We start from the raw sequence: 25,150 nt of genomic DNA on the forward strand, positions 1-25,150 counted from the left end.
GTCGATAGTAGTGATAGGAGGGAAAATGCAGGACTACCTTTTGGAGTCGTTGAAGCTCCAGCGCATTGATTTTTTTATCAAGCTTGTAGCGGCTAGTGAGTGCAGCGATGAAGAAAAGCGGCTGGCTATCCAGTGGGTTTCAGAGCTGACTGATGAGCTGATGGCAAAAATCAGAAGCCATGAATATAACCGTTCAATGGATGTAACCAGCTAAAGGCGGCCTCTTATGCGTGTCGAAATAATGATTGATAAAGAGCAGAAAATTAGCACGGCGACACTGGAAGCATTAGAGGCAGAGCTTTATCGAAACCTGCAACCTCTGTATCCCAAAACCACGATCCGCATTCGTAAAGGCAGTACCAATGGCATTGAGTTGAGTGGCGTAAAACTGGATGAAGACAAAAAGCGAGTGATGGAGATTATGCAGCAGGTCTGGGAGGACGATAGCTGGCTGCACTGAGAAACGTTGCGGGCGGCAGTACTTGATTCTGCCGTCGGCAAGGTTGAACAACGAGCATAGCGAGGCGTTAGGATATAATCCTCTTTCATCAATAAGGTGCCTATACAGCAACATTATGTAGTTCAGACATCATGGTCTTCATTGAAGTTGGAGCCGAAAGGTTATGATTAACATGCTTTTGATGATACATTTCTGGTTTAAGTAGTCGTTTGATATCTATAAATCAACTATTTCAATAGATTATGAATGGTTGCTTTATGGTATTGAAGTCGCTCGATGTCTTAGCAATTCTTAGCTAAAATAGGAGGCGTTAACGGAGAGGAAGTTATGTCTAAGTCTAAAATTTATGCAATTGACCTTTTTTGCGGTGCGGGTGGTTTGACCCATGGACTAATACAAGCTGGGATAAATGTAATTGCTGGTATTGATTTAGATCCTGATTGCCAGTGGGCCTATGAGCATAACAATAAGACTAAATACATAAATTCGGACATTAGCGATGTGACCGGACAGGATCTGATGCGTTTGTGGCCCTCAGATGGTCTTAGGTTGCTTGCTGGTTGTGCTCCTTGCCAACCATTCTCGAGCTATCGCAAGGGTAAAATTGAGTCTGAGGACGGTAAGTGGAAGCTTTTAGGTGAGTTTGGTCGTTTGGTTAAAGAGTGCGATCCTGATCTGATAACTATGGAAAATGTTCCAAGGTTACAAAAGCATAAGATTTTCACTGAGTTTGTAAAAGACCTTAAGACCAGTGGGTATAAAGTTTGGCATGGTATTGTAGATTGCCAACAATACGGTGTTCCTCAGAAAAGACAGCGATTAGTTTTACTGGCTTCAAAGATTAACGACGTTGCGTTAATCCCTCCAACTCATTCAGAAGACAATTACGTGACAGTTAAAGATGTCATTTCGCATTTGCCAGAGATAAAACCAGGTCAGTCTGATGATAAAGACCCCCTGCATGTGGCTCAAGGTATGAGTCCATTGAACTTAGAAAGGATACGCCAATCAAAACCTGGTGGAACTTGGAAGGATTGGGATCCAGAGTTGGTGGCAGCGTGCCATAAAAAAAGTAGCGGTAAAACCTATACTAGTGTTTATGGACGTATGAAATGGGACGAGCCAGCTCCTACAATGACCACACTCTGTTTCGGATTTGGTAATGGTAGATTTGGTCACCCGCAGCAGGATAGGGCTATCTCTTTACGTGAGGCTGCCATCCTTCAAAGTTTTCCGGGCAACTATGTTTTTTCTGAACCTGGCGAAAAGATCACATTTGCTACTGTGGGCCGCTTGATCGGAAATGCAGTTCCGGTAAAACTAGGGGAAGTAGTTGGGAAGTCACTTATTAATAGTCTATGAGGGGAAGCAGGGCTGATGGCGGAGCACAGTGAAGTTTTACCGCAGGGTGAATTATCTACGCATACCTATGAGATGCAGGTAAGTTTGAGCGTCTTAGGGCATCTGGGTATCAACCTCTATAGTAATGTGGCTGCAGTGATTACTGAAACTGTTGCTAATGCTTGGGATGCTGATGCTTCCGAGGTTCATATAAAACTTACACCTGACGAGATCACTATATCAGATAATGGTTTTGGAATGACCATTAACGATATGAATTCAAAATATCTAACTGTTGGTTACCAAAAAAGAAATAATAAAGACCAACTTTTAACTCCTAAGGGGCGTTTGCCCATGGGAAGGAAAGGTATAGGTAAATTATCATTATTTTCGATTGCAAAGACAGTAATCGTTGAATCTATTAAAGATGGCGAGCAACACGGCTTAATTATGGAAGTGCCCGCAATTGAACATGCTATTAAGAGTGGCGCAGGTAGATATTACCCAGAGCCGCTTGATGAATCTCAGGTTACTGTTAGTCAGGGTACTCTTGTGACTTTACGAGATTTAAATCGCTCCCGAATTCCTGCAACTGCATCAGCGCTGCGTAAAAAATTAGCCAGACGATTCTCAATTATTGGTAGCAACGATTTTAAAGTTTATGTAGATGGTGTTGAGGTTACTGCAAAAGAACGTGAGGATTTAAAGCATGTTCAATTTGTATGGGATATTAATTCTGGAATAGATTTTTTAAAGGAATGTCCAGGGCTAATTACTGTAACTGATATCTCCTCTGCTTTGGTAGATAGTCCGATTTTCGATCCAAAATGGAACATCAAAGGATGGATTGGAAGTATTAAACAACCTAGTCAATTAAATACCCCAGAAGGGAATCTTAACAGCATAGTTGTTTTGTCTCGGGGAAGACTGTTCCAAGAAAATATTTTGGATGATATCAATGATGGCGGTATATATACAAAATATCTAACTGGTCAGCTTGAGGCGGATTTTTTAGATACAGATGAAGATGAAGATATTGCAACAAGCGATAGACAACGAGTTGTTGAGGATGATCCTAGATATCAATATCTTAAATCATTAGTTAAAATTGCATTGCGAAAAGTTGCAGGTCAATGGAGCACTTTACGTGAAATGCAAGGTGCTAAGGAAGCAAAAGAGTCAAACCCTGTTCTTGTGGAATGGATTAGCTCATTAAAACCAGCTTCACAAGGATATGCGGAAAAAATGATTGCTCAGATTGAGTCTTTACCTTTAGAAGATAAGCCTCAAGAGAAAAAGGAGTTATTCAAGCATGCTATCTTTGCGTTTGAGCGTTTACGAATAAAAGAAATGTCTCGGGAATTAGCCGAGGCTGTTATATTTAATGCTGAAAAACTTTTACCGCTTCTAGAAAAGCAAGATGATCTAGAGGCTACTCTATATTATGAAATAGCAAAAAGTCGAGTGGATGTTATCCAAAGCTTCAAGGGTCTGGTTGATAACGATGAAAAGGAAAAGGTTTTACAACGTTATCTTTTTGAGCACCTTTGGCTATTAGATCCTTCTTGGGAGAGGATTGATGGTTCCCAAATTATGGAATCCAGAGTTAACCAAGAGTGGGATAAAATTGATGCTGGGCTTACTGATGATGAGCGAAAAGGACGTATCGATATAAAATATCGTTCATCGGCAGGTAAGCATATTATCATTGAGCTTAAAAGAGCAAGTGTTTTGACCTCTGTTGCAACGTTGGTAGCCCAAGGAAATAAATACAGACAAGCTGTAATTAAATGCGCTAAAACTATGGATCCATCATCAACACCATCAATAGACGTCATTTTTGTTTTGGGTCGTGAACCTTCAGATTATTCTTTCGATCCTTCATACACTAACCTTCAGTTACAGTCTGTTAATGGCAGAGTTGTTTACTATGACGGTTTAATCAACAGTGCTCAAAATTCGTATCGGGAATACACTGAAAAGCAAGCGACCGTTGCTCGGATTGCTGAGATTGTAAAAAAATTAGACGATTAAATTTTAAGCACCTGCTGAATGCATGACTATGCTGCATGAAAATGAATGATCGTTAGAGGATCGTTTATGTCCAAGCCCGCCAGTTCTGGCGGGCTTTTGCTTATATCAGGCAGGTGCATGAAAACCATTACGTAAAGCGGGCAGGCGTGGCGGGGATACGAGCGCGCGCTCTGGGGTGAAATGGTCAAAATCCGCCGCAATTTCCGGTCCTCTGGTTGGCGCAAGGGATGAGGGCTGGGGCAAACAGTCAAAAAAATAGCGCCCCGCAGAATGCTGCTGGGGCGCTGTGTGGTGTGTTTGTGTTGCTGTGGTGATTCTTAGTTGGTGCTGTCATCCTCCTGCAGATCCAGACTGTATGGCTCAAAGCGGATCACTTCCTCACCTAGCCAGCTGTTTAACTCTTTCAGTCGCTTCTGCAGGGGCATCAGTTCGTTACGCACAAAGACGCGGCTGGCCTTTTCTACATCACCGAAGCCGCCGGTATTGTTTGGGATGATACCCATCATCTGCGGTGGTACTCGATGCGCTGCCATCATGTCATCACGGCTCACGTTCTTGATGTTCAGAAACTCATCTTTTGCCGCCACCTCTGACAGTGGGATGATTTGAATACCGTCTTTTTTCCCGTTAGGCGAGTACATGAACAGGTTGCGGAAGTTGCCCGGCCCTTTGGCGCTTTTCATCGCCTGGCGGATGTTGTCTACATCCCCCTGGTTCTGCGCGGCGTCAGTCATGTACATGATAAAGCCAGCATGGCTGCCGTTGATGTAATACTTACGGCGGAACAGCGTTGCGGACTCATTCAGCAGCGCAGACGGAATAGCGGACAGATAGCCGGGCAGTCCGTAAATCTCCTGGTTAATATCCGGCTCAATAAGGTGAAAGATGCTGCCTGCCGTAAACTCATAGGGCTGTGTTGTAAAACCATATTGCACATACCAGTAAGTATCGAGGTCCACCCCACGGCGGGTATATTTCGCCAGTGCTGGCTCCAGCGAAAGCGCGCCGCCGAGCCGGTTGGTGCGCTTCTCCAGGTAGGCATTACCAAAAACCAGATAATCCTGCACAAAACGGGTAAATGCCTGCTGGCTTAGCAAGCGGTGCGGAATGTAGGTACTACTGAGAATGTCACGTTTAACGGCAAGCGGTGAGCTGTGATGAACAGCTGCGCGGTAGGTGCGCGCCAGCCCGTCAAAACTTACAGGTGGCTCATACCAGCGATCCATCTGCACACATTCCACATAATCCAGCAGCTCGCGGCGGTCCAGTACCGGGATTGGGTCGCCAAAGCTGAATGCTTCTGCTGCTGCGCCGCCGCTGTGTTTTGTTGTGTTATTTGCTGCCGCGCGAGCATTTTTATTTTTGCGTTTGCTCATGCCTGCAGCTCCTGAGCAGCCTGTGGCCATTCACACATAAACAGCGTTCGCCATTGTTCTGCTGAATGCTCTTTTTTCATGTCATTCAACCATTCATCATCAAAAAACACCGCTCCTGATGCAGCAGCGTCGTCAGCAGTAAAAATCATGCTGCAGGTGGCATTGCCGGCGATCAGTTTCTTGTGTTCTGTCCACGCCTCCGGGGTTGGGCTGGGGGTTGTGTAGAAGGTTCTGCGATAGAGAGAGTGCATGGATAAGGATTTGGCGAGCGCAATCATTGATTTTGGGGCATCCGCCCTGGCATATTCCGAGGCGTAGACGTTTCCATGAAGTGCGGCGCAGTGGCTTTCAGGATCTACAAAATAGATATGCGCACCGTTAGTGAGTTTCAGGCAGTAATCACTCATGCTTGATACGTGCTTTTGCAGTTCAGGCCCGGCTTGATTCAGCAGCGCCGTGATATAGGCATGGTTAGTGCTTGAGTGGTTCTCACTGCATCCCAGGAATATCTGATTGCGCCCTGTTGTCAGGGCGTCAGATAGCGCTTCCAGTGAGAAAAACCAGTCAGCACCGCACTGGCGCATCTTAGTTAAAACGCGGTTCCTGTGATGTGCGCCTGCATTCCATCCCATCTGATAGTTAAAAGGGGTGGCGCCTGTTTTAAAGCAAGTCTCCGCAAAGGAATTGATAAAAGTAGGGTTCATCAGAAAATCTCCACAATGTTGCTGGTATTGGCGGCCTCGCCCTGCAGCGGTTCGTTAAACAGCGCGTGCATCGTTGCCCAGGCCAAATCTGCATGGCTGGCTTCTTCACTGCGGCTGGCTTCATATGTCGGGCGGTTGCCGCTGGCGGTGGTGGCCCGGCGGATTGCCATAAAGGATTGCGCTATGTCGGTGTGCCCGGCGTCGAACTCCAGGCGGCGGTGGCTGATAATGTCGTATGCCTTGAGAACCAGGGCGTTTTTGACGTTCGGGTTATAAACGAACTCGCGGACGGCTGGGAAAAACGCTTTCACGTTCTCATAAACGCCGTGGCCCACGCCGGTTGAGTCGATGCCGATATAGGTCACGTTATATTGCTGTGTGAGGGCTTTGATAGCGTCAGCCTGGGCTCGGAAGTCCATTCCGCGCCACTGGTGACGCTCCAGAATACGGAACTTGCCGCCCGATACTGACGGCGGCGCAATGACGACGCACCCGGCGCTGTCTCCGTTCTGAGTACCTTTTGCCGGGTCATAACCGATCCAAACTTCACGCCAGCCAAACGGGCGCAGTGCCAGCGCCTGAAAATCAGTCCAGATTTCCCAGCTGTCCACCATGCAGGCCTGCAGCTCACTGAGCGGGAACACTGACGCCAGATCGTCAATAAATTCACACATCAGCAGGTTTTGATATTCGTCCGGGCTGTATTCCATGCGCAGCTGGTCGAGGTCAAACAGGTTACAGCCACCGCGCACGGCATCCTCAACCGTGACGATCTGGCGGTATTGCCCATCCGGGCAAAGAACCCCGCGTGCCAGATTGGCGTGGGTCAGGTCAATGTCTACCTTGTCGGCTTTAGCGCGGCCCCGATTGAACAGGGCGCCGGACCAGAACGGATAGGCACTGTGGGTCAGGCTGGACGGCGTGGAGAAATAGGTTTGCCGCCATTTTTTGTGAATCGCCATCCCTGATGCCACTTTGCGCAGCTCCTGGAATTTCGGTATCCAGAAATATTCATCAAGGTAAAGGTTGCCGTGGTAGCTCTGCGCGGTGCGGGCGTTTGTGCCGAGGAAATAGAGCGTGGCGCCATTGCTGAGCGTCATCGGGTCGCCTTTCAGCTCCACATCAACCTCTTTGGCAAAGTCGATGATGTACTGTTTAAAGACGTGCGCCTGCGCCTTGCTGGCGGAGAGAAAGATTTGATTGCGCCCGGTGGTGATAGCGTCGATCAGCGCCTCGCGGGCAAAGAAATACGTTGCGCCTATCTGACGGGATTTAAGCAGGTTGCGGATGCGGTGCTTCACGCCTGCCTGCCACCAGTGGCGTTGATATTCGAACATGCCGCCACGGAAAATTTCTTCCAGTTTTTCGATCTGCTCGTCGCTGAAAACGTTCTTTTCAGGCTGGCGGCGTGGGCCTTTGTTGCGGTTGGCAACTTTCGGGTTTAAATCGGCCTCGTTTCCGCCATCATTAAATTTCCCGATCCGGGCGTGGCGTTCTGACTGGCGCGCCAGCAGGTCAATTTCCTTAAAATCTTTCCCTTCTTTCTGCTCCTTCATGATGAGCTGGCAATAGCGGGCTGCAGTGGTGAGCTGCATCTGATCGAGTGGGCCATACTCGCCCCACTTATCACGCTTTTTCCAGCTGTGAACGGTTGCAACTTTCTCGCCCAGCATTTCAGCAATGCGGGCTACGCGGTATCCCTGAAAATACAGCAGCATTGCCTGCCTGCGGGGATCGAGGTCTGCGGGAGTCATGGTTTCCATGGCTCAAACATACGGCCTTGATTGCTACCTTTCCCTGGCTACGTTTTGTGTGGTTTATCGCACAAGGCGCGCGCGTTGTTTCGCCCCCTCCATCACAGCAAACATAAGGCTCCAGTAAGTTTTTCTAACGGAGCACAGCTCATGACAGTGAAAGCAAAGCGTTTCCGTATCGGGGTGGAAGGTGCCACCACTGACGGACGCGAAATCCAGCGTGAATGGCTGGTACAGATGGCTGCCAGCTACAACCCGGCGGTGTATACAGCGTTGATTAACCTTGAGCACATCAAAGGTTATTCACCGGATGGCACGTTTAAGCGTTATGGGCATGTCATCGGGTTGACCGCTGAGGAAATCACGGATGGACCACTGAAAGGGAAGATGGCTTTGTATGCCGAAATTAACCCATCCCCCGATCTGGTAAGCCTGATTAAACAGTGGCAAAAGCAGTTCACCTCCATGGAGGTCAGCCCAAAATTTGCTGATACCGGCAAAGCCTATCTGGTGGGGCTGGCGGCAACTGACGATCCGGCAAGCCTGGGCACGGAAATGCTGGCTTTCAGCGCTAGTGCTAAGCAAAACCCGCTGGCGAACCGTAAGCAGAACCCTGAAAACCTGTTTACCGCCGCTGCAGAAACGGTGATCGAACTGGAAGAAGTCCAGGAAGAAAAGCCGAACCTCTTTTCCCGCGTTGCTGCGATGTTCACCAAAAAAGAACAAAGCGACGATGCGCGATTCTCTGATGTGCATAAGGCCGTGGAGCTGCTGGCAACTGAGCAGCAGAACCTGGGCGACAGCACGCAAAAATCCTTATCTGAGCAGGCCGCCCGCCTGTCTGAGCTGGAAATCTCGCTGCAGGCACAAACAACGGCATTTTCCGAGCTGCAGCAGAAGCTGAACCAGGAAGATAGCCGTAAAGATTTTCGCCAGCGTACGCCTGGCGGCAATGCGCCTGCGGGCACTCTGACCAATTGCTGATGGAGCATAAAACCCGATGAAGAAGAACACGAAATTTGCATTCAATGCCTACCTGCAGCAGCTGGCACGCCTGAATGGCGTGGAAGTGGAGGAGCTTTCCAGCAAGTTCACCGTTGAGCCGTCCGTACAGCAGACGCTTGAGGACCAGATCCAGCAGTCCGCTGCATTTCTGACGATGGTCAACGTCACGCCAGTTTCTGAGCAATCCGGGCAGCTGCTGGGGCTGGGTGTTGGTAGCACTATTGCCGGAACGACTGATACCACCACTAAAGAGCGCGAAGCCACTGATCCGACGCTGATGGCGGATGTGGAATACAAATGCGAGCAGACCAACTTTGATACGGTTCTGACCTACGCGAAGCTGGACATGTGGGCGAAATTCCAGGATTTCCAGGTGCGAATCCGTAACGCCATTATCCAGCGTCAGGCACTGGACCGCATCATGATTGGTTTTAACGGTGTGAGCCGTGCAAAAACCTCCAATCGCACTAACAACCCGTTACTGCAGGATGTGAACAAAGGCTGGCTGCAGAAAGTCCGCGAGGATGCGCCTGATCATGTCATGGGTAGCGAAACCAAAGACGGCGCAACCACTAAAGGCTCGGTGAAAGTGGGTAAAGGCGGAGATTACGCCAACCTGGACGCTCTGGTGATGGATGCGGTTAACGAGCTGATCGATGTTGTTTTCCAGGACGATGATGATCTGGTGGTGATTTGTGGTCGTGAGCTGCTGTCTGACAAGTATTTCCCTCTCGTTAACAAAGACCAGGAAAACAGCGAAAAACTGGCAGCCGATCTGATTATCAGCCAGAAACGCATGGGCGGTCTGCAGGCGGTCCGAGCGCCGTTCTTCCCGGCAAATGCCCTGTTGATCACTCGTCTGGATAACCTGTCCATTTACTGGCAGGAAGATACCCGCCGCCGCTCTGTTATTGATAATCCGAAACGCGATCGCGTTGAAAACTTTGAATCGGTCAATGAGGCGTATGTGGTGGAGGACTATCGCTGCGCGGCGCTGGTTGAAAACATCGAGCATGGTGATTTCACCGGGGCTGCAGCATCGGCGCCGGTAAATGAACCGACTGAAACAGAAGCAGGGGAATAACGCATGAGCCTGAGTCCCGCACGGCAGCACCGCCTGCGCGTCCAGGCTGAACAGGCCGCCCGGAAGGGCGGCAGTGTTCGCCATGCGTCAGGTTATGACCTGATGCTGCTGCAGCTGTCTGAGGACCGCCGCCGCCTTAAAGGTATTCAGTCCACGGTAACAAAGGCGCAAATCAAAGTGGAGCTGCTGCCTAAGTATGCCGCCTGGGCGGAGGGGGTGCTGTCAGCCGGAGGTACGCAGCAGGATGATGTGCTGATGTTCGTGATGCTCTGGCGTATCGATGCCGGTGATTATGCCGGGGCGCTGGAAATCGGGCGCCATGCGCTGCGGCAGGGCTGGGTGATGCCTATCGGCAACCGAAACGTGCAGACGGTGCTGGCGGAAGAAATCGCCGATGCGGCGCAAACCGCGCTACTGACTAAAGCGGGCTTTGACACTGACCTGCTTCTGCAAACGCTGGACCTTATTTCTGATCACGATATGCCGGATCAGTCACGGGCGCGCCTGCATAAAGCGATCGGCCTGTTACTGATTGAATCCAGCCCCGCATCAGCCCTTAACCACCTCAATCATGCGCTGCAGCTCAATGAGAACTGCGGCGTGAAGAAAGAAAAACAGCTGCTGGAGCGCCGCTTGCGCGCCGCCGGTAGCTGACCGAACGTGCCCCGCGCACGGGCGGCACGGGGTGGCGAAAGGCAATGCCACATCAAAACCCCGTCCACCGCCCTCTAATCTGGAGAAAGCCGCATGAAGTTTGTTGCGCCCGAACAGGCACCGGAACAGGCCGAAGTCATCAAAAATACGCCGTTCTGGCCTGATGTTGATTTGTCGGAATTTCGCAGCGTGATGCGAACGGACGGCACGGTGACGGCACCACGTTTAAAGCAGCTGATCCTTTCTGCTATGTCAGAAGTTAACGCCGAGCTTTACACCTTCCGCGAGCGCCAGCAGAGGCTGGGGTTTATGACGCTGGCAGACGTGCCTGCGGAGAAGCTGGACGGTAAAAGCGAGCGTATCCACCACTACCACAACGCCGTTTTTTGCTGGGCGCGTGCGCAGGTCAACGAGCGTTACCAGGACTATGACGCCACGGCGTCCGGCGTGAAGCGGGGGGAGGAACTGGTGGAGGCCAGCGGCGACCTGTGGCGGGATGCCCGCTGGGCGATCAGCCGGGTACAGGATGCGCCGCACTGCACGGTGGAGCTGATCTGATGAAAGTGCGTGCGTACCAGAATGACACGGTGGACGCGCTTTGCTGGCGTCATTACGGGCGCACGCAGGGCGTCACGGAACAGGTACTGCAGGCAAATCCGGGGCTGGCTGAGTACGGCCCATTTTTACCACACGGCCTGCAGGTGGAGCTGCCGGATATTGCCACCACGACCACGGTGCAGACCGTCCAGCTATGGGATTGAACTATGACGCTTGAACGGATCAGCGCCTTTGTCACGTACTGCATCGCCTTACTGATGGCGAAGCTGGGGAACTTTGATCTGCAGGCTGCTGCGACCATCACCGGAATGGTGCTGGGTTTGTGTATGTTTCTGGTCAGCTGGTACTACCGGCACAAGACCTATCAGTTGCTTGCCAGCGGGAAAATCAGCCGGGGTGAATATGAGTCTGCGGGCCGTTAAACATTGCGTTGTCGGTGTGGTGCTGGCGATTGCCGCCACGCTGCCGGGTTTTCAGCAACTCCACACATCAGTGGAAGGGTTAAAGCTGATTGCGGATTACGAGGGATGCCGCCTGCAGCCGTATCAGTGCGATGCGGGAGTATGGACTGATGGCATCGGCAATACGTCAGGCGTGAAGCCAGGCCGTACCATCACAGAGCGGCAGGTGGCGGGAAACTTCATCACCAACGTGCTGAGGGTTGAAACCGCGCTGACGCGCTGTGTCCTGGTGAATGTTCCGCAGTTTGTCTATGACGCGCTGGTGTCTCTGGCCTTTAACGTCGGGACCGGCAATGCCTGCGGTTCCACCATGGTGAAGTTTATTAATCAGAAGCGCTGGCGGGATGCGTGTTATCAGCTGCCGCGCTGGGTGTACGTCAACGGTGTGTTTAATCAGGGGCTGAATAACCGCCGCGCGCGGGAGCTGCCCTGGTGCTTAAAAGGAGCGTCTTGAAATGAAATGGTTAAAACGTAATTGGCTGCCAGTATCAGTTTTGGCTCTTTTGGTCTTGATTGATGTGACTTTTCCCTCATCTCACGCGCTTTTCCCTGTGGCGTTGTTCATGTGGGTTGAATATGCGGCTTTTCTTCTGGTCATGTTCGGCGGGCTTTACTCCTGCACGCTAACGGGGGATGACCGCCTGCGGGTTCGATACCTGATGGGGCGAGTGTTGGGGTTGATGGAAATAATTCCTCTCACCTGGTATCAGCGTTTGATTATTGCCTTTGTCATGTTGTTTGCCGGTTGGAAGCTTATTGGAATGCTTTATGTTTCTTCGCTCGCGTTGGGTTTGGTAATCAAAGATGAGCTAGAGGCATTTAAAAAATGAATCGCGCACTGGCGGCGGTGGTGGTGGTGGTTCTTGTCTTGCTTGGCTGGCAGTCGTGGCAGTTGAGCAAGGCCCGGCAGACGATTGAGCTGCAGGGGCGTGATCTAAAAGCCAGCAAGGAAAAACAGGCCCGCGCCAGCAGTCAGCTGATCGCGCTGTCTATTCTGACCGAAACCAACAACCGGGAGCAGGCGCGGCTTTACGCGGAGGCGGAAGAATCCACCGCGCTACTGCGCCAGCGGCAACGGCGTATTGAGGGGCTTAAACGTGAAAATGAAGAATTGCGGCGCTGGTCTGATACACCTTTGCCTGCTGACGTTATCAGGTTGCGAGAGCGCCCAGCGCTCGCCGGAGGTGCAGCTTACCGTGAATGGCTGTCCGAAAGTAACGCAGTGCCGCCTGGAAAAGTCGTCAGCCAGAACTAACGGCGATCTGCTTACGGCAGCTGATGAGGCCGAGGCAGCATGGGCCATCTGTGCCGATAAGGTGGATGTGATTATTGCCTGCCAGGAGCGAAACAGTGAACAAGCCTCAATCCTTACGCCACGCGCTCAATAAGTCGGTGCAGTACGTCCGGGAGAACCCGGACAAATTGCATATGTTCGTGGATAAAGGCGCCGTAGTGGCGACCGGCGCGCCGTCAATTTCGTGGGAATACCGGTACACCCTGAATGTGGTGATCGTCGATTTCAGCGGCGACCAGAATTTGCTGATGGCGCCGATCCTCCAGTGGCTGAGTGTTAACCAGCCTGACGGCATCAACAACCCGGAGCTGAGGGAAAAACTTTTCAGCTTTGAAGTGGATATCCTGCGCAATGATATTTGCGATATCAGCATAGACCTGCAGCTGACGGAGCGTGTTGTGGTCAGCACTGACGGCGGCGTGTCGAGCGTGGAGGCTGTGCCGGAGCCGGAAAACCCTGATGATGCAATGTGGACGGTGAAACGTGGATGAGCTGCAGCAGGTTGATGCGTGGCTAACAGCCCTGCTGGCAAGCCTCGCCCCGGCAGAAAGAAAGCGGATGCTGCGCGAGCTGGCGCAGCAGCTGCGCCGCACACAACAGCAGAATATCAGACTGCAGCGCAACCCGGACGGAAGCGGGTACGAGCCGCGCCGCGTCACAGCACGCACAAAACAGGGCCGCATCAAGCGGCAGATGTTTTCTAAGCTGCGTACCGCCAGATACCTGAAAGCCACCGCCAGCGCAGACTCCGCCAGCGTGCAGTTTGAGGGGAGAGTGCAGCGAATTGCCCGCATTCACCACTATGGTCTGCGTGATCGTGTTGGTCGCAAGGGGCCAGAAATCCGCTATACGGAACGCCGCCTGCTAGGTGTAAATGATGAGGTGGAAACTATCACCCATGACACCCTGCTGCGCTGGCTGGCGCGGTGATCATTGTGTCATTGCTGGTACATGTCGCCACGCTGCCGCCTTTCCCTCTCTGATGGCAACCTTTCCCTATGAACGCACAATTAACCGAAATCATGCGCCTTATCACCAACCTGATCCGCACCGGTACAGTGACCGAAGTGGATCGGGATAACTGGCTGTGCCGGGTAAAGGTGGGCGAGCTTGAAACTAACTGGATTAACTGGCTGACGATGCGTGCCGGTAAATCTCGCACCTGGTGGTGTCCGTCGCCGGGTGAACAGGTTGTGCTTTTCAGCCTGGGCGGCAACCTTGAAACCGCTTTTGCGCTGCCTGCCGTCTATTCCAATCAGTACCCGCCGCCGTCTGATTCTGAGGACGGCAGCGTGACCGAATATGACGATGGCGGCTGGTTTGAATACGAACCCGCCACGGGGCGCTGGTACGTCCGGGGCATCAAATCCATGGTGATCGAGGCTGCCGATAGCGTCACTTTTAAAACCAGTGAGTTTGTGGTGGCGGCGGACAATACGCGGATTAACAGTGATGTGGTGATTAACGGCGGCGTTACCCAGGGCGGCGGCGCCATGAGTTCAAACGGCATCGTGGCGGATAAACACGGTCATGATGGCGTAAAAGCTGGCAACGACAAATCAGGGGGGCCGGTATGACGATGTATCTGGGCATGAGCCAGGCCAACGGGAAAGCGATCACGGATACGGACCATTTGCGCCAGTCAGTGCGCGATATTTTGCTGACGCCGCAGGGCAGCCGGATTGCCCGCCGGGAATATGGCTCGCTGCTTTCTGAGCTTATCGATCAACCGCAGAACCCGGCGCTGCGCCTGCAGGTTATGTCTGCCGTTTATGTGGCGCTGAGCCGTTGGGAACCTCGGCTGACGCTGGATGCCATTTCTATCAGTACAAATTTTGATGGCTCGATGGTGGTGGAGCTTTCCGGGCAGCGCAACGACGGTGCCGCCGTTTCTCTTTCCGTATCAACAGGAGCTGAAAATGGCAGTAATTGACCTTTCCCAACTGCCACCGCCGCAGATTGTGGATGTGCCGGATTTTGAAGCGCTACTGGCGGAACGCAAGGCGGATTTTATTGCGCTTTATCCTGCAGATGAACAGGAGGCCATTATGCGCACGCTGGCGCTGGAGTCTGAGCCAATCGTCAAGCTTCTACAGGAAAATACCTATCGTGAAATTTTGCTGCGTCAGCGTATCAATGAGGCTGCGCAGGCTGTCATGGCGGCGTATGCCATCGGCAGTGACCTTGAGCAGCTCGCGGCAAACAATAACGTTAAGCGTCTGACGGTGACACCTGCAGATGATGAGGCCGTGCCGCCGGTCGCTGCGGTGATGGAAAGTGATGATGCATTGCGCCAGCGTGTGCCGGAAGCCTTTGAAGGGTTATCCGTTGCAGGGCCAACTGCAGCGTATGAGTTTCACGCTAAAAGTGCCGATGGGCGCGTGGCTGATGCCAGTGCGACCAGTCCGGCCCCGGCGGAGGTTGTACTTACCGTTCTGAGTCATGACGGGGATGGGACCGCATCAGAGGAACTGCTGGATGCGGTGGCGCTGGCGGTAAACGGGGAAGATAAAAGGCCCATTGCGGACCGCGTCACGGTGCAGCCAGCAACTATTCATCACTACAGTGTAAAGGCAAAACTTCATCTATTTGATGGGGTGATGGCGGGGCCATGCCTTGAGGCGGCAACCGCGAAATTAGCCGCATACCTGATTGAACAGAAACGCCTGGGCCGAAGTGTGCGCCGTGAATCCTATGGCGCAGTATTGCGCGTTGCCGGAGTGGACTGGGTAGAGGTTATTGAACCTGCGGCAGATATCATCATGGACCGCACGGCATCGGGCTTTTGCGATGGATGTGATGTGTCGGTGGCGAATGAGGGCGTCGGGAATGAGTAACAACACGCTCCTGCCGCCTGGTTTATCTGTGCTTGAGCGTCGATTAGCGCTGGCCTGCAGCGGCATTTCGGATCTGCAGGTTCCACTACGTGACCTGTGGAATCCGGCAACATGTCCAGAGCGTTTCCTGCCGTATCTGGCCTGGGCTTTTTCAGTAGACCGCTGGGACGAAAGCTGGGCGGAAAGCGTCAAGCGCAGGGTGGTGCAGGATGCTTTCTACATCCATCAGCGCAAAGGGACGATCAGTGCAGTTCGTCGCGTGGTCGAGCCGTTTGGATTTCTTATCCGCATTATTGAATGGTGGCAAAGCGGTGAACAGCCAGGCACGTTCCGGCTGGATATTGGCGTGCAGGACCAGGGGATCACGGAGGAAACTTATCTCGAGCTTGAGCGCCTGATTAGCGACGCAAAACCGTGCAGCCGACACCTGATCGGCATGTCTATCAACCTGCAGACCAGCGGCCCTTATTACCTCGGCGCCGCGACCTATACCGGCGAAGAAATCACTATTTACCCGTATATCAATGAAACCATCGTTTCCGGCGGCACTGCTTACCATGGCGGCGCGGTCCACGATATCGACACAATGAGAGTGAACCCATGAGCGCAAAATTTTACACCTTGATGACGGATATTGGGGCGGCGAAGCTGGCAAGCGCTGCCGCGCTCGGTATCCCTCTGAAAATTACCCAGATGGCGGTGGGTGACGGTGGCGGAACATTGCCGAAGCCTGACGCAAAACAGACGGCACTCGTCGGAGAACAACGCCGTGCCGCGCTTAATATGCTTTATATCGATCCGCAGAACAGCAGCCAGATTATTGCTGAACAGGTTATTCCTGAAACGGAGGGCGGTTGGTGGATTCGTGAAGTCGGCCTGTTTGATGAATCCGGCGCACTGATTGCCGTCGGGAATTGCCCGGAAAGCTACAAGCCGCAGCTCGCTGAGGGGAGTGGACGCACACAGACCGTGCGCATGGTGCTGATCACCAGTAGCACCGATAACATCACCCTGAAAATCGATCCATCAGTAGTGCTGGCAACCCGCAAGTATGTGGATGATGGGGTTATCGAGGCAAAGGTCTATGCGGACTCCATCATGGATGATCATGAGGCGAAGGCTAACCCGCACAACCAATACCCGCTTATCGAAAATGCGCTCAAAGAAATTGTTGAGGCAGGATTAGGTCAACAGCTTCTGGAAAATATCGGCTTGCTGGCGATGGGGATTGGTGCACCCGTTACGCCACTGGACGAGCTGGACTGGCAAACATTTAGCTTTGTGCCGGGCGCTCAATATGTATGCCAGCCCGCGCAGCAAAAAAACGCGCCTGAAGATATAAAGCTCATTACGACAGCCCCGACAAACATCAATGTTGTCGGTGGTCGTAGCGCTTCCACGGCCTTAATTTTGCGTGTAACGCAGTTTACGACATCCGCAACAGCGGCATCGTATCTTGTCACGATGAGCGGTAACACAGGGAGCCGGAAGTTTACCGTTATTGAAGATTTTACATCAGCATCAGTATTACCAGTAAAAAACGGGGGGCTGGGGGCGACCACTGTGGAGGGCGCTCTAAAAAACCTTGGTTTGCAAGATGTGGCGTTTCTGAATCAGTTCGGGGAATTTTATTCAGCCAATGGCGGTTCAGATGCACCGAGCACATCACTTACGACAAGTTTTAGCCTGACTCCCACGGCAAAAACACGGCTGTTTGTTTTTACATCGTGTTATGCCTACAACGGTCTGGTAACGATGGACGTTACTGCAATAAACGGAACGGTAAAACTAAACACAAGGCAGTTTGCGGTTACTGGTTCAGGTTTTGCTGTTATTGATATACTTCCCGGCAATGCCTGCACTGTGAAATTGTCCGCCACACAAGCCACGTTAGGCGCACTTAAAACGTCAATGATGGCAATTGCATCACCATTCGAATAATGGGGAATATCAGCATGATTAAGTATTATATCTTTGGTGCAAATAATGTTGGCCTGACCTATGACGGTACTATTCCGAATGGGGCGATTGAATGCGATGAAAGTGTTTATCTCAATTCAGATGGGTACACGGTAGTTAATAATGTACTGATTAAACCGACAGATGATGAATTAGCCAGAATAAATAAAGCTGCGGCAGTAGCAGACGCAGAAATCAAAAAATCTCAGCTACGTGCTACCGCTGGTGATGAAATCGAATGGCGGCAGGATGCCGCCGGGGAAGGCATTGCAACAGATGATGAGATAGCGACACTTGCGGAGTGGAAAAAATACCGGGTGCTGCTGATGCGGGTTGATACATCAAAAGCCCCTGGCATTGACTGGCCTAATACACCAGAAGCATAACGGGTTAGAAAGCGGCATTATCTGCCGCTTTTGTTCAAAGGTCATTCATCAGATTAAATGGGTCAACAATACGCCCTACAAAATCCTGATAGCGCTTATCTGTTGTTGCTATTTCTTCCACCCCGTCAAGCTCTGGCTGAGGTGAGGAAAAAACAGAGATAATTTTTTCCTTCGTTTCATCTGAAAAAAGCGCAAAGATACGATTCATTTTTCCTCCTAAAATACATATCCATTCACACCAAAAAAAGCCGATGCAAACTCACCATTAGCGGTATATGCGTAAAGATAAACAGTTTGCGGGGTTATTAGCGGGACATCTTTATAAGAAATAAGATTACCCGTATTGCTTGTTCCGACATTTATTTGACCAACTCCTGTTTTATCGCCCGCAACAACCCATATACAGTTTGTAGGAGCGAGAATACTGGCTGCAGGTGAAACCCGCCAGCGCGTGGCGCTGCTTTTTGATGTGGGCATTTCCACGCTGTATAAGAAATTTCCCGCCAGCCAGCAAGGCTGAAAACCCCGATATTGTGCCAGTGCTGGCACAGGCAGAAACACGTGCGCCGCTTGCGTATCAACCAGAACATAAGGCATCCCTGTCAACCGGAGATAATGCCTTATGGCTCAGGATTACCACCACGGCGTGCGCGTTGAAGAAATCAACGAAGGCACGCGAACGATCACCACGGTGAGCACTGCCATCGTGGGCATGGTCTGCACTGGCGATGATGCCGATGCGTCCGTGTTCCCCCTCAATAAGCCGGTCCTTCTCACCGATGTACTGACCGCCAGCGGCAAAGCGGGCGAATCCGGCACGCTGGCCCGCTCGCTGGATGCCATTGCTGACCAGGCAAAACCTGTCACTGTGGTTATCCGCGTGGCACAGGGCGAAACCGAAGCCGAAACTACCGCCAATATTATCGGCGGCGTCACGGCAGACGGTAAAAAAACGGGCATTAAAGCGCTGCTGTCTGCGCAGTCGCAGCTGGGTGTTAAGCCGCGCATCCTCGGTGTGCCGGGCCATGATACGCAGGCAGTTTCCACTGAACTGCTAAGCGTGGCGCAGAGTCTGCGCGGGTTTGCCTACCTTTCGGCCTATGGCTGCAAAACGGTGGAGGAAGCGATCGCCTACCGTGAGAATTTCAGCCAGCGTGAAGGGATGTTGATTTGGCCTGACTTTATCAACTTTGACACCGTGCTGCAGGCGGATGCGACGGCATTTGCCACCGCTCGCGCGCTGGGTATGCGCGCCAAAATCGACCAGCAGACCGGCTGGCACAAAACCCTGTCTAACGTGGGCGTGAATGGTGTCACTGGCCTGTCCGCTGATGTGTCCTGGGATTTACAGGACCCGGCAACGGATGCGGGGCTGCTTAACCAGAACGATATCACCACCCTCATTCGTAAAGACGGTTTCCGCTTCTGGGGTTCCCGCTGCCTCAGTGACGATCCACTGTTCCAGTTTGAAAACTACACCCGCACGGCGCAGGTGCTGGCGGACACCATGGCGGAAGCGCATATGTGGGCAGTGGATATGCCGCTGAATCCGTCGCTGGCCCGCGACATTATCGAAGGTATCCGCGCCAAAATGCGCAGCCTGGTTAACCAGGGCTATCTGATTGGCGGTGATTGCTGGCTGGATGAGTCGGTGAACGATAAGGACACCCTGAAAGCCGGGAAACTGGCGATCGATTACGACTATACGCCAGTGCCGCCACTTGAAAACCTGATGCTGCGCCAGCGTATCACCGATCGCTACCTGGTCGATTTTGCCAGCCGCGTCAGCGCATAAGGGGGATACATGGCATTACCACGCAAGTTAAAACACCTGAACCTGTTTAACGACGGGAACAACTGGCAGGGGATTGTTGAGTCGCTGACTCTGCCGAAATTTACCCGCAAGTTTGAGAAGTATCGCGGTGGCGGTATGCCGGGATCTGCGGATGTGGATTTGGGGCTGGATGATGGCGCGCTGGATACCGAATTTTCAATTGGTGGCACGGAGCTGCTGCTGTTCAAACAGATGGGTAAGGCCACGGTAGACGGCATCCAGCTGCGTTTTACTGGCTCTATTCAGCGTGATGATACTGGCGAAGTGCAGGCGGTGGAGCTGGTTGTGCGCGGTCGCCATAAAGAAGTGGATTCCGGCGAGTGGAAAACGGGCGAGAGTAATTCCACGAAGGTCAGCAGCACCAATACCTATGCGAAGCTGACCATTAACAACGAAGTGCTGTATGAGGTCGATGTGATCAATATGGTCGAAATTGTTGATGGCGTGGACCTGCTGGAAGAACACCGTAGCGCAATTGGCCTTTGATTAACCTGATGGCGCGGAACGTCGCGCCATAACCCGAATGGAAAAGATAATGAGCGATAAACTGACTGAAAAGACTGTGCAACTGGATACCCCGATTAAGCGCGGTAAAACCGAAATCACCGAAATTGTACTGCGCAAGCCGCAATCGGGCGCACTGCGCGGCACGCGCCTGCAGGCCATTATGGATATGGATGTGGGCGCCATGATGACGGTGATCCCCCGCATTTCCACCCCGACGCTGACGCCGCAGGAAATGGCAGAGCTGGACCCCGCAGACCTCACAGCAATGTCTGTTGAGGTGGTCACTTTTTTGTTGAAGAAGTCGGTGCTTGCCGGTTTGCCGACAGCCTGACGGTAGATGATTTGGTGGCAGATATTGCCACCATTTTTCACTGGCCGCCCTCCGTCACTGACGTTATGCCGCTGACCGAAGTGCTGGAATGGCGGTACAAAGCGATACAGAGAAGCGGAGCCAGCGATGAGCGATAACAACCTGCGCCTGCAGGTCATTCTGAACGCGGTGGATAAACTCACCCGCCCATTCCGTTCTGCGCAGGCCAGCTCTAAGGAGCTGGCAGCCGCAATCCAGCAAAGCCGTGCCAGCCTTAAAGCGCTTGATTCTCAGGCCGCCCGTATAGACGGATTCCGCAAGGTCCGTACCCAGCTGGAGGGAGCAAAAAACGATCTTACAGCTGCGCGTCAGAAAGTGTCTGAACTGGCGAATGCGTTTGCTGCTGCCAGCAATCCGACGAAAAAACAGGCGAAGGAGCTGGAGCAGGCAAAGCGCCGGGCCAGCCAGTTGAAAGATACCTTTGACGGGCTGCAGCAGTCAGCCCAGCGGCAACGGAATGAATTAAATGCTGCAGGTATCAACACTAAAAACCTGAGTTCCGCCCAGCGCACGCTGCGACAGAATGCCGATGAAGCCAGGCAGGCACTGGACCGACAACAAAAATCACTCAAACGCCTGGGTGAACAGCAGGCGCGGATCAATGCTGTCCGGGAGCAGTATTCCCGCCGTCTTGAGGTTCGTGATCGGATTGCGGGCGCCGGGGCGACCACGGCAGCCGCCGGTGCTGCGATGGGTGCGCCGGTTGTGGCGGCGGTCAGGAGCTACGCCAGAATGGAAGATGCTATGAAAGGCGTGGCAAAGCAGGTCAATGGCCTGCGGGACGACAACGGCAACCGCACAAAGCAGTTTTATGAAATGCAGGACGCCATCAAGGCTGCCAGTGAACAGTTGCCGATGGAGAATGGCGCGATTGACTACGCGGCGCTGGTTGAGGGTGGCGCCCGTATGGGCGTGACCAATCAGGATGATCCTTTTGAGGACCAGAAACGCGATCTGCTGGCCTTTGCCTCCACCGCGGCTAAAGCAGCAACGGCCTTTGAATTGCCTGCAGATGAACTGGCGGAAGGGTTAGGAAAAATAGCGCAGCTGTATAAAGTGCCCACGCGCAATATTGAGCAGCTGGGTGATGCGCTGAACTACCTGGACGATAACGCCATGTCAAAGGGCGGGGATATTATCAACGTCCTGCAGCGCATGGGGGGCGTGGCTGACCGCCTCGACTTCCGCCAGGCTTCCGCGCTGGGTTCCACCTTCCTGTCTCTGGGCGCGGCGCCGGAAATTGCCGCCAGTGCCTCGAACGCCATGGTGCGTGAGCTGTCTATTGCGACGATGCAAAGTAAGCGTTTTTTTGAAGGTATGGACCTGCTGAAACTCGATCCGGCAAAGATTGAAAAGCAGATGACCAAAGATGCCATGGGCACTATTCAGCATGTGCTGCAGAAGGTAAACAGCCTGCCGAAAGATAAACGCCTTTCAGCAATGACGATGGTCTTTGGTAAAGAATTTGGTGATGACGCCGCAAAACTGGCAAACAACCTGCCGGAGCTGCAGCGCCAGCTGAAACTCACAGCGGGCGGCGATGCTAATGGCTCCATGCAGAAAGAATCCGACATTAACAAGGATTCATTGTCTGCGCAGTGGTTGCTGGTTAAGACGGGCGCGCAGAATGCTTTCAGTAGCCTGGGGGAAACCCTGCGTCAGCCACTGATGGACATTATGTCCATGGTTAAGAACGTGACCGGGGCGCTGCGGCGCTGGGTTGAGCAGAACCCTGTGCTGGCTGGCACGCTGATGAAAGTGGCTGCAGCCACGGCAGCGATCACTGTTGGTCTGGGCACGCTTGCGGTGGCGGTGGCTGCAGTGTTGGGGCCGATTGCGGTGATCCGGTTCGCGCTTTCGATGCTGGCGGTTAAGGCGTTACCTTCTGCCGCTGCAGCGACGACCCGCACCGGCGGCGTACTGCGGTTACTGGTTTCCGGTCCGCTGGCGTTACTCCGTGTGGCGCTGTTCACCGTGGGGGGCTTGCTGGGTGCGCTGTTGAGTCCGATCGGTCTGGTTGTGGCGGCGCTGGCTGGGGTGGCACTGGTGGTCTGGAAATACTGGCAGCCTATCAGCGCCTTTCTGGGCGGCGTGGTGGAAGGGTTCAAAGCGGCAGCTGCGCCAATACTGGCAGCCTTTGCGCCATTGATGCCCATCTTTCAATGGGTAGGGGATAAGGTCCGGGAGCTGTGGGGCTGGTTCACTAATCTGCTGACGCCGGTCAAATCGACGGCGGCAGAGCTGCAGAGCGCGGCATCAATGGGGCGGTTGTTCGGGGAAATGCTGGCAGAAGGGCTGAACATGGCGCTGCATCCGCTGGAGTCTCTGAAATCCGGAGTGGTCTGGTTGCTGGAAAAACTTGGCCTGGTGAATAAGGAGGCCGCCAGCGCCCGGTTGCCAAATCAGACGCCTGCTACGGTAGGCGGTAACGGCAGCGTGATGTTACCGCCCGGCGGCTTTCCGGCTTACGCGGGGATGTACGACACCGGCGGAAACATCCCGCGCGGGCAGTTTGGCATTGTGGGAGAGAACGGGCCGGAGATTGTCAACGGCCCGGTCAATGTGACCAGCAGGCGACGCACAGCGGCGCTGGCCTCGGTGGTTGCCGGAATGATGGGGGCCGCTGCGGCGCCGGTCGATACGCCACCGCTACATCCATTTAGCCTGCCGGTCAAATCGGGCGCCGCGATGATGGGCCAGGCCGCCAGCGCGCAGCCGGTTTTCCAGGTGGACGCGCCCACGCAGATCATTATCCAGGCACAGCCAGGACAGGATGCGCAGGATATTGCGCGAGAGGTGGCGCGCCAGCTCGATGAGCGGGACCGCCGGATCAGGGCAAAAGCCCGGAGTAACTACAGCGATCAGGGGGGCTATGACTCATGATGATGGTGCTGGGATTATTTGTTTTCGAGCTGCGCACGGTCCCTTATCAGGAGCTGCAGTATCAGCGCAGCTGGCGTCATGCGACAAACAGCCGCATAAACCGCCGCGCCACCACGCAATTTCTGGGGCCGGATAATGACACGCTCACGCTTTCCGGGGTGCTGTTGCCGGAAATCACCGGCGGCAGGCTGTCCATGCTGGCGCTGGAGCAGATGGCGGAGCTGGGCAAGGCGTGGCCCCTGATTGAGGGCAGCGGTACGATTTATGGTATGTACGTGATCGAGGGGCTGAACCAGACGAAAGCGGAGTTTTTCCGTGATGGGATGCCGCGCCGGATTGAGTTTTCTTTGTCGCTGAAAAGGGTGGATGAGTCGCTGTCTGAAATGTTTGGCAGCCTGAGCGATCAGCTAGGCATCCTGCAGGACGCGGCATCGTCAGCGATTGGCAGTATCAGCGGAACCGTGGGAGGGCTGCTGTCATGAATATAGATTCAGGGCTGCTGAATACCGGCAGCAAAACGCCCGCATTCAGCGTCACAATTGAGGGTAAGGATATTACAACGGTGCTGGATAAGCGCCTGATGAGCCTGACCCTGACCGATAACCGGGGCTTTGAAGCTGACCAGCTTGATCTGGAACTGGACGACGCGGACGGCTTGATTGTGCTGCCGCGCCGTGGGGCGGTGATTACGGTAGCGCTGGGATGGAAAGGGCAGCCGCTGTTTCCAAAGGGCGGCTATACAGTGGATGAAATTGAGCACAGCGGCGCGCCTGACCGTCTGACCATTCGTGCCCGCAGCGCTGACTTCCGGGAAACCCTGAATACCCGGCGTGAAAAGTCATGGCACCAGACAACCGTGGGGGAAGTCGTTAAGGAGATAGCCGGGCGTCACAACCTGAAAATGGCGCTGGGTAAAGACCTGACAGACAAAGCCGTCGATCACATCGACCAGACAAACGAGAGTGACGCCAGTTTCCTGATGCGGCTGGCGCGTCAGTATGGCGCCATTGCGTCCGTGAAAGATGGCAATCTGCTGTTTCTCCGTCAGGGCCAGGGCAAAACAGCCAGCGGCAAGGCGCTGCCGGTTGTCACGATTACCCGCAAAGACGGTGACAGCCATCGGTTTACTCTGGCAGACCGTGGGGCTTACACCGGCGTGATCGCCAGCTGGCTGCATACGCGTGAGCCAAAAAAGAAGGAGGCTGTGGCGGTGAAGCGTAAGCGGAAACGGAAAAAGAAAGCCACGACAGCAAAAGAGCCGGAAGCCAAACAGGGTGATTATCTGATGGGAACGGATGAGAATGTTTTGGTTCTCAGTCGGACCTATGCCAACCGCAGCAATGCGGAGCGGGCCGCAAAAATGCAATGGGAGCGCCTGCAGCGCGGGGTGGCCTCGTTCTCTATGCAGCTGGCAGAAGGACGCGCCGATCTCTATACAGAAATGCCGGTAAAGGTTCAGGGGTTCAAAAAGCAGATTGATGAGGCCGCATGGACCATTACCACGCTGACCCATAATCTGACTGCAGACAATGGATTTACTACCAGCGTTGATTTCGAAGTGAAAATAGATGGTTTAGAAATGGAATAAATAAGTTCTCAATATTGAATCTTTGTGTATCATTATTGAGACTTTAATGGTGGTGGAGAAT

The 25,150-nt window shown here is 53.1% G+C and carries 33 protein-coding genes and 1 pseudogene; 30 read left to right on the top strand and 4 right to left on the bottom strand.

What is annotated here, in order from left to right; genetic code table 11:
• Positions 1 to 25: 25 nt before the first annotated feature.
• The 4 genes from AC6I4B_RS05925 (at position 26) to AC6I4B_RS05940 (ending at position 3,835) form a co-directional block, all read left to right on the top strand.
• The gene (locus AC6I4B_RS05925) at positions 26 to 214 is read left to right on the top strand and encodes a hypothetical protein (RefSeq protein ID WP_100194739.1); all 189 of its coding nucleotides are present in this window, start codon (positions 26 to 28) and stop codon (positions 212 to 214) included.
• A 12-nt stretch (positions 215 to 226) separates the two neighbouring features.
• Positions 227 to 460 (top strand): DinI family protein, encoded by a 234-nt coding sequence (locus tag AC6I4B_RS05930; RefSeq protein ID WP_497770287.1) that lies wholly within the window; start codon positions 227 to 229, stop codon positions 458 to 460.
• A 327-nt stretch (positions 461 to 787) separates the two neighbouring features.
• The gene (locus tag AC6I4B_RS05935; protein ID WP_079809629.1) at positions 788 to 1,822 is read left to right on the top strand and encodes a DNA cytosine methyltransferase; all 1,035 of its coding nucleotides are present in this window, start codon (positions 788 to 790) and stop codon (positions 1,820 to 1,822) included.
• A 15-nt stretch (positions 1,823 to 1,837) separates the two neighbouring features.
• Complete coding sequence (locus AC6I4B_RS05940; RefSeq protein ID WP_497770289.1) at positions 1,838 to 3,835, top strand: BbrUII/HgiDII family restriction enzyme; 1,998 nt, start codon at positions 1,838 to 1,840, stop codon at positions 3,833 to 3,835.
• Between the two features lie 317 nt (positions 3,836 to 4,152).
• On the opposite strand, the gene AC6I4B_RS05945 is transcribed toward AC6I4B_RS05940, so the two are convergent.
• Genes AC6I4B_RS05945 through AC6I4B_RS05955 form a run of 3 tightly spaced genes read right to left on the bottom strand, consistent with a single transcriptional unit; the run spans position 4,153 to position 7,678 of the window.
• On the bottom strand, positions 4,153 to 5,211 hold the full coding sequence (locus AC6I4B_RS05945; RefSeq protein WP_497770290.1) for a phage portal protein: 1,059 nt from the start codon (positions 5,209 to 5,211) through the stop codon (positions 4,153 to 4,155).
• Positions 5,208 to 5,915 carry a terminase large subunit domain-containing protein gene (locus tag AC6I4B_RS05950; protein ID WP_497770292.1) on the bottom strand — a complete coding sequence of 236 codons (708 nt, stop codon included), beginning with the start codon at positions 5,913 to 5,915 and terminating at the stop codon, positions 5,208 to 5,210. The genes AC6I4B_RS05945 and AC6I4B_RS05950 overlap by 4 nt, the downstream gene beginning before the upstream one ends.
• Positions 5,915 to 7,678 (bottom strand): terminase ATPase subunit family protein, encoded by a 1,764-nt coding sequence (locus AC6I4B_RS05955; protein WP_497770293.1) that lies wholly within the window; start codon positions 7,676 to 7,678, stop codon positions 5,915 to 5,917. The genes AC6I4B_RS05950 and AC6I4B_RS05955 overlap by 1 nt, the downstream gene beginning before the upstream one ends.
• A gap of 141 nt (positions 7,679 to 7,819) precedes the next feature.
• Between AC6I4B_RS05955 and AC6I4B_RS05960 the strand changes: the two genes are divergently transcribed.
• The 18 genes from AC6I4B_RS05960 to AC6I4B_RS06045 all read left to right on the top strand — a co-directional run bounded on the left by AC6I4B_RS05960 (position 7,820) and on the right by AC6I4B_RS06045 (position 17,907).
• The gene (locus AC6I4B_RS05960) at positions 7,820 to 8,653 is read left to right on the top strand and encodes a GPO family capsid scaffolding protein (RefSeq protein ID WP_497770295.1); all 834 of its coding nucleotides are present in this window, start codon (positions 7,820 to 7,822) and stop codon (positions 8,651 to 8,653) included.
• A 16-nt stretch (positions 8,654 to 8,669) separates the two neighbouring features.
• The gene (locus tag AC6I4B_RS05965; protein ID WP_497770296.1) at positions 8,670 to 9,758 is read left to right on the top strand and encodes a phage major capsid protein, P2 family; all 1,089 of its coding nucleotides are present in this window, start codon (positions 8,670 to 8,672) and stop codon (positions 9,756 to 9,758) included.
• A 3-nt stretch (positions 9,759 to 9,761) separates the two neighbouring features.
• Positions 9,762 to 10,412, top strand: a complete 651-nt coding sequence (gpM, locus tag AC6I4B_RS05970) for a phage terminase small subunit (protein ID WP_497770298.1) — start codon at positions 9,762 to 9,764, stop codon at positions 10,410 to 10,412.
• Positions 10,413 to 10,505: 93 nt separating this feature from the next.
• Positions 10,506 to 10,970 carry a head completion/stabilization protein gene (locus tag AC6I4B_RS05975; protein WP_497770299.1) on the top strand — a complete coding sequence of 155 codons (465 nt, stop codon included), beginning with the start codon at positions 10,506 to 10,508 and terminating at the stop codon, positions 10,968 to 10,970.
• On the top strand, positions 10,970 to 11,173 hold the full coding sequence (locus AC6I4B_RS05980) for a tail protein X (RefSeq protein ID WP_032280591.1): 204 nt from the start codon (positions 10,970 to 10,972) through the stop codon (positions 11,171 to 11,173). The genes AC6I4B_RS05975 and AC6I4B_RS05980 overlap by 1 nt, the downstream gene beginning before the upstream one ends.
• Before the next feature lie 3 nt (positions 11,174 to 11,176).
• Positions 11,177 to 11,392: an HP1 family phage holin gene (locus AC6I4B_RS05985; protein ID WP_497770301.1), complete on the top strand. Its 216-nt coding sequence runs from the start codon at positions 11,177 to 11,179 to the stop codon at positions 11,390 to 11,392.
• Complete coding sequence (locus AC6I4B_RS05990) at positions 11,373 to 11,885, top strand: lysozyme (RefSeq protein ID WP_497770303.1); 513 nt, start codon at positions 11,373 to 11,375, stop codon at positions 11,883 to 11,885. The genes AC6I4B_RS05985 and AC6I4B_RS05990 overlap by 20 nt, the downstream gene beginning before the upstream one ends.
• 1 nt (position 11,886) lies before the next feature.
• Positions 11,887 to 12,261: a DNZ54_00345 family protein gene (locus tag AC6I4B_RS05995; protein WP_497770304.1), complete on the top strand. Its 375-nt coding sequence runs from the start codon at positions 11,887 to 11,889 to the stop codon at positions 12,259 to 12,261.
• Positions 12,258 to 12,686, top strand: a complete 429-nt coding sequence (lysB, locus tag AC6I4B_RS06000) for an Rz-like lysis system protein LysB (RefSeq protein WP_497770306.1) — start codon at positions 12,258 to 12,260, stop codon at positions 12,684 to 12,686. The genes AC6I4B_RS05995 and lysB overlap by 4 nt, the downstream gene beginning before the upstream one ends.
• Entirely contained in the window at positions 12,574 to 12,819 is a 246-nt protein-coding gene (lysC, locus tag AC6I4B_RS06005; protein WP_497771959.1) for an Rz1-like lysis system protein LysC, read from the top strand. Before lysB ends, lysC begins: the two co-directional genes overlap by 113 nt.
• Positions 12,782 to 13,216 carry a phage tail protein gene (locus tag AC6I4B_RS06010; protein WP_497770308.1) on the top strand — a complete coding sequence of 145 codons (435 nt, stop codon included), beginning with the start codon at positions 12,782 to 12,784 and terminating at the stop codon, positions 13,214 to 13,216. Before lysC ends, AC6I4B_RS06010 begins: the two co-directional genes overlap by 38 nt.
• Positions 13,209 to 13,655 carry a phage virion morphogenesis protein gene (locus AC6I4B_RS06015; RefSeq protein ID WP_497770310.1) on the top strand — a complete coding sequence of 149 codons (447 nt, stop codon included), beginning with the start codon at positions 13,209 to 13,211 and terminating at the stop codon, positions 13,653 to 13,655. The genes AC6I4B_RS06010 and AC6I4B_RS06015 overlap by 8 nt, the downstream gene beginning before the upstream one ends.
• Positions 13,656 to 13,723: 68 nt before the next feature.
• Positions 13,724 to 14,302: a phage baseplate assembly protein V gene (locus AC6I4B_RS06020; RefSeq protein WP_497770312.1), complete on the top strand. Its 579-nt coding sequence runs from the start codon at positions 13,724 to 13,726 to the stop codon at positions 14,300 to 14,302.
• Positions 14,299 to 14,658, top strand: coding sequence for a GPW/gp25 family protein (locus AC6I4B_RS06025; protein ID WP_497770314.1), 360 nt, complete (start codon positions 14,299 to 14,301; stop codon positions 14,656 to 14,658). Before AC6I4B_RS06020 ends, AC6I4B_RS06025 begins: the two co-directional genes overlap by 4 nt.
• A complete protein-coding gene (locus tag AC6I4B_RS06030; RefSeq protein WP_497770316.1) occupies positions 14,645 to 15,562 on the top strand; it encodes a baseplate J/gp47 family protein in 918 nt (305 codons plus the stop codon). The genes AC6I4B_RS06025 and AC6I4B_RS06030 overlap by 14 nt, the downstream gene beginning before the upstream one ends.
• Positions 15,555 to 16,166, top strand: a complete 612-nt coding sequence (locus tag AC6I4B_RS06035) for a phage tail protein I (protein WP_497770318.1) — start codon at positions 15,555 to 15,557, stop codon at positions 16,164 to 16,166. The genes AC6I4B_RS06030 and AC6I4B_RS06035 overlap by 8 nt, the downstream gene beginning before the upstream one ends.
• Complete coding sequence (locus AC6I4B_RS06040; RefSeq protein ID WP_497770319.1) at positions 16,163 to 17,503, top strand: phage tail protein; 1,341 nt, start codon at positions 16,163 to 16,165, stop codon at positions 17,501 to 17,503. Before AC6I4B_RS06035 ends, AC6I4B_RS06040 begins: the two co-directional genes overlap by 4 nt.
• 14 nt (positions 17,504 to 17,517) lie before the next feature.
• Entirely contained in the window at positions 17,518 to 17,907 is a 390-nt protein-coding gene (locus AC6I4B_RS06045; protein WP_497770321.1) for a tail fiber assembly protein, read from the top strand.
• Positions 17,908 to 17,941: 34 nt separating this feature from the next.
• On the opposite strand, the gene AC6I4B_RS06050 is transcribed toward AC6I4B_RS06045, so the two are convergent.
• Positions 17,942 to 18,115, bottom strand: coding sequence for a hypothetical protein (locus tag AC6I4B_RS06050; RefSeq protein ID WP_497770322.1), 174 nt, complete (start codon positions 18,113 to 18,115; stop codon positions 17,942 to 17,944).
• Positions 18,116 to 18,325: 210 nt separating this feature from the next.
• On the opposite strand from AC6I4B_RS06050, the pseudogene AC6I4B_RS06055 reads away from it, so the two are divergent.
• The 8 genes and pseudogenes from AC6I4B_RS06055 to AC6I4B_RS06090 all read left to right on the top strand — a co-directional run.
• Positions 18,326 to 18,427: pseudogene (locus AC6I4B_RS06055) on the top strand (helix-turn-helix domain-containing protein); the annotation flags it as partial.
• A 102-nt stretch (positions 18,428 to 18,529) separates the two neighbouring features.
• Positions 18,530 to 19,702, top strand: coding sequence for a phage tail sheath protein (locus AC6I4B_RS06060; RefSeq protein ID WP_497770324.1), 1,173 nt, complete (start codon positions 18,530 to 18,532; stop codon positions 19,700 to 19,702).
• 9 nt (positions 19,703 to 19,711) lie between these two features.
• The gene (locus AC6I4B_RS06065) at positions 19,712 to 20,227 is read left to right on the top strand and encodes a phage major tail tube protein (protein ID WP_065358034.1); all 516 of its coding nucleotides are present in this window, start codon (positions 19,712 to 19,714) and stop codon (positions 20,225 to 20,227) included.
• 49 nt (positions 20,228 to 20,276) lie between these two features.
• Positions 20,277 to 20,579 carry a phage tail assembly protein gene (locus AC6I4B_RS06070; RefSeq protein ID WP_497770326.1) on the top strand — a complete coding sequence of 101 codons (303 nt, stop codon included), beginning with the start codon at positions 20,277 to 20,279 and terminating at the stop codon, positions 20,577 to 20,579.
• A gap of 14 nt (positions 20,580 to 20,593) precedes the next feature.
• The gene (locus AC6I4B_RS06075) at positions 20,594 to 20,716 is read left to right on the top strand and encodes a GpE family phage tail protein (protein ID WP_032300013.1); all 123 of its coding nucleotides are present in this window, start codon (positions 20,594 to 20,596) and stop codon (positions 20,714 to 20,716) included.
• Positions 20,706 to 23,501: a phage tail tape measure protein gene (locus tag AC6I4B_RS06080; RefSeq protein ID WP_497770328.1), complete on the top strand. Its 2,796-nt coding sequence runs from the start codon at positions 20,706 to 20,708 to the stop codon at positions 23,499 to 23,501. The genes AC6I4B_RS06075 and AC6I4B_RS06080 overlap by 11 nt, the downstream gene beginning before the upstream one ends.
• Positions 23,498 to 23,983 (top strand): phage tail protein, encoded by a 486-nt coding sequence (locus AC6I4B_RS06085; RefSeq protein WP_497770330.1) that lies wholly within the window; start codon positions 23,498 to 23,500, stop codon positions 23,981 to 23,983. Before AC6I4B_RS06080 ends, AC6I4B_RS06085 begins: the two co-directional genes overlap by 4 nt.
• The gene (locus AC6I4B_RS06090) at positions 23,980 to 25,089 is read left to right on the top strand and encodes a phage late control D family protein (RefSeq protein ID WP_497770332.1); all 1,110 of its coding nucleotides are present in this window, start codon (positions 23,980 to 23,982) and stop codon (positions 25,087 to 25,089) included. The genes AC6I4B_RS06085 and AC6I4B_RS06090 overlap by 4 nt, the downstream gene beginning before the upstream one ends.
• Positions 25,090 to 25,150 lie beyond the last annotated feature (61 nt).

This window comes from Kluyvera fluvialis, from assembly GCF_059725275.1.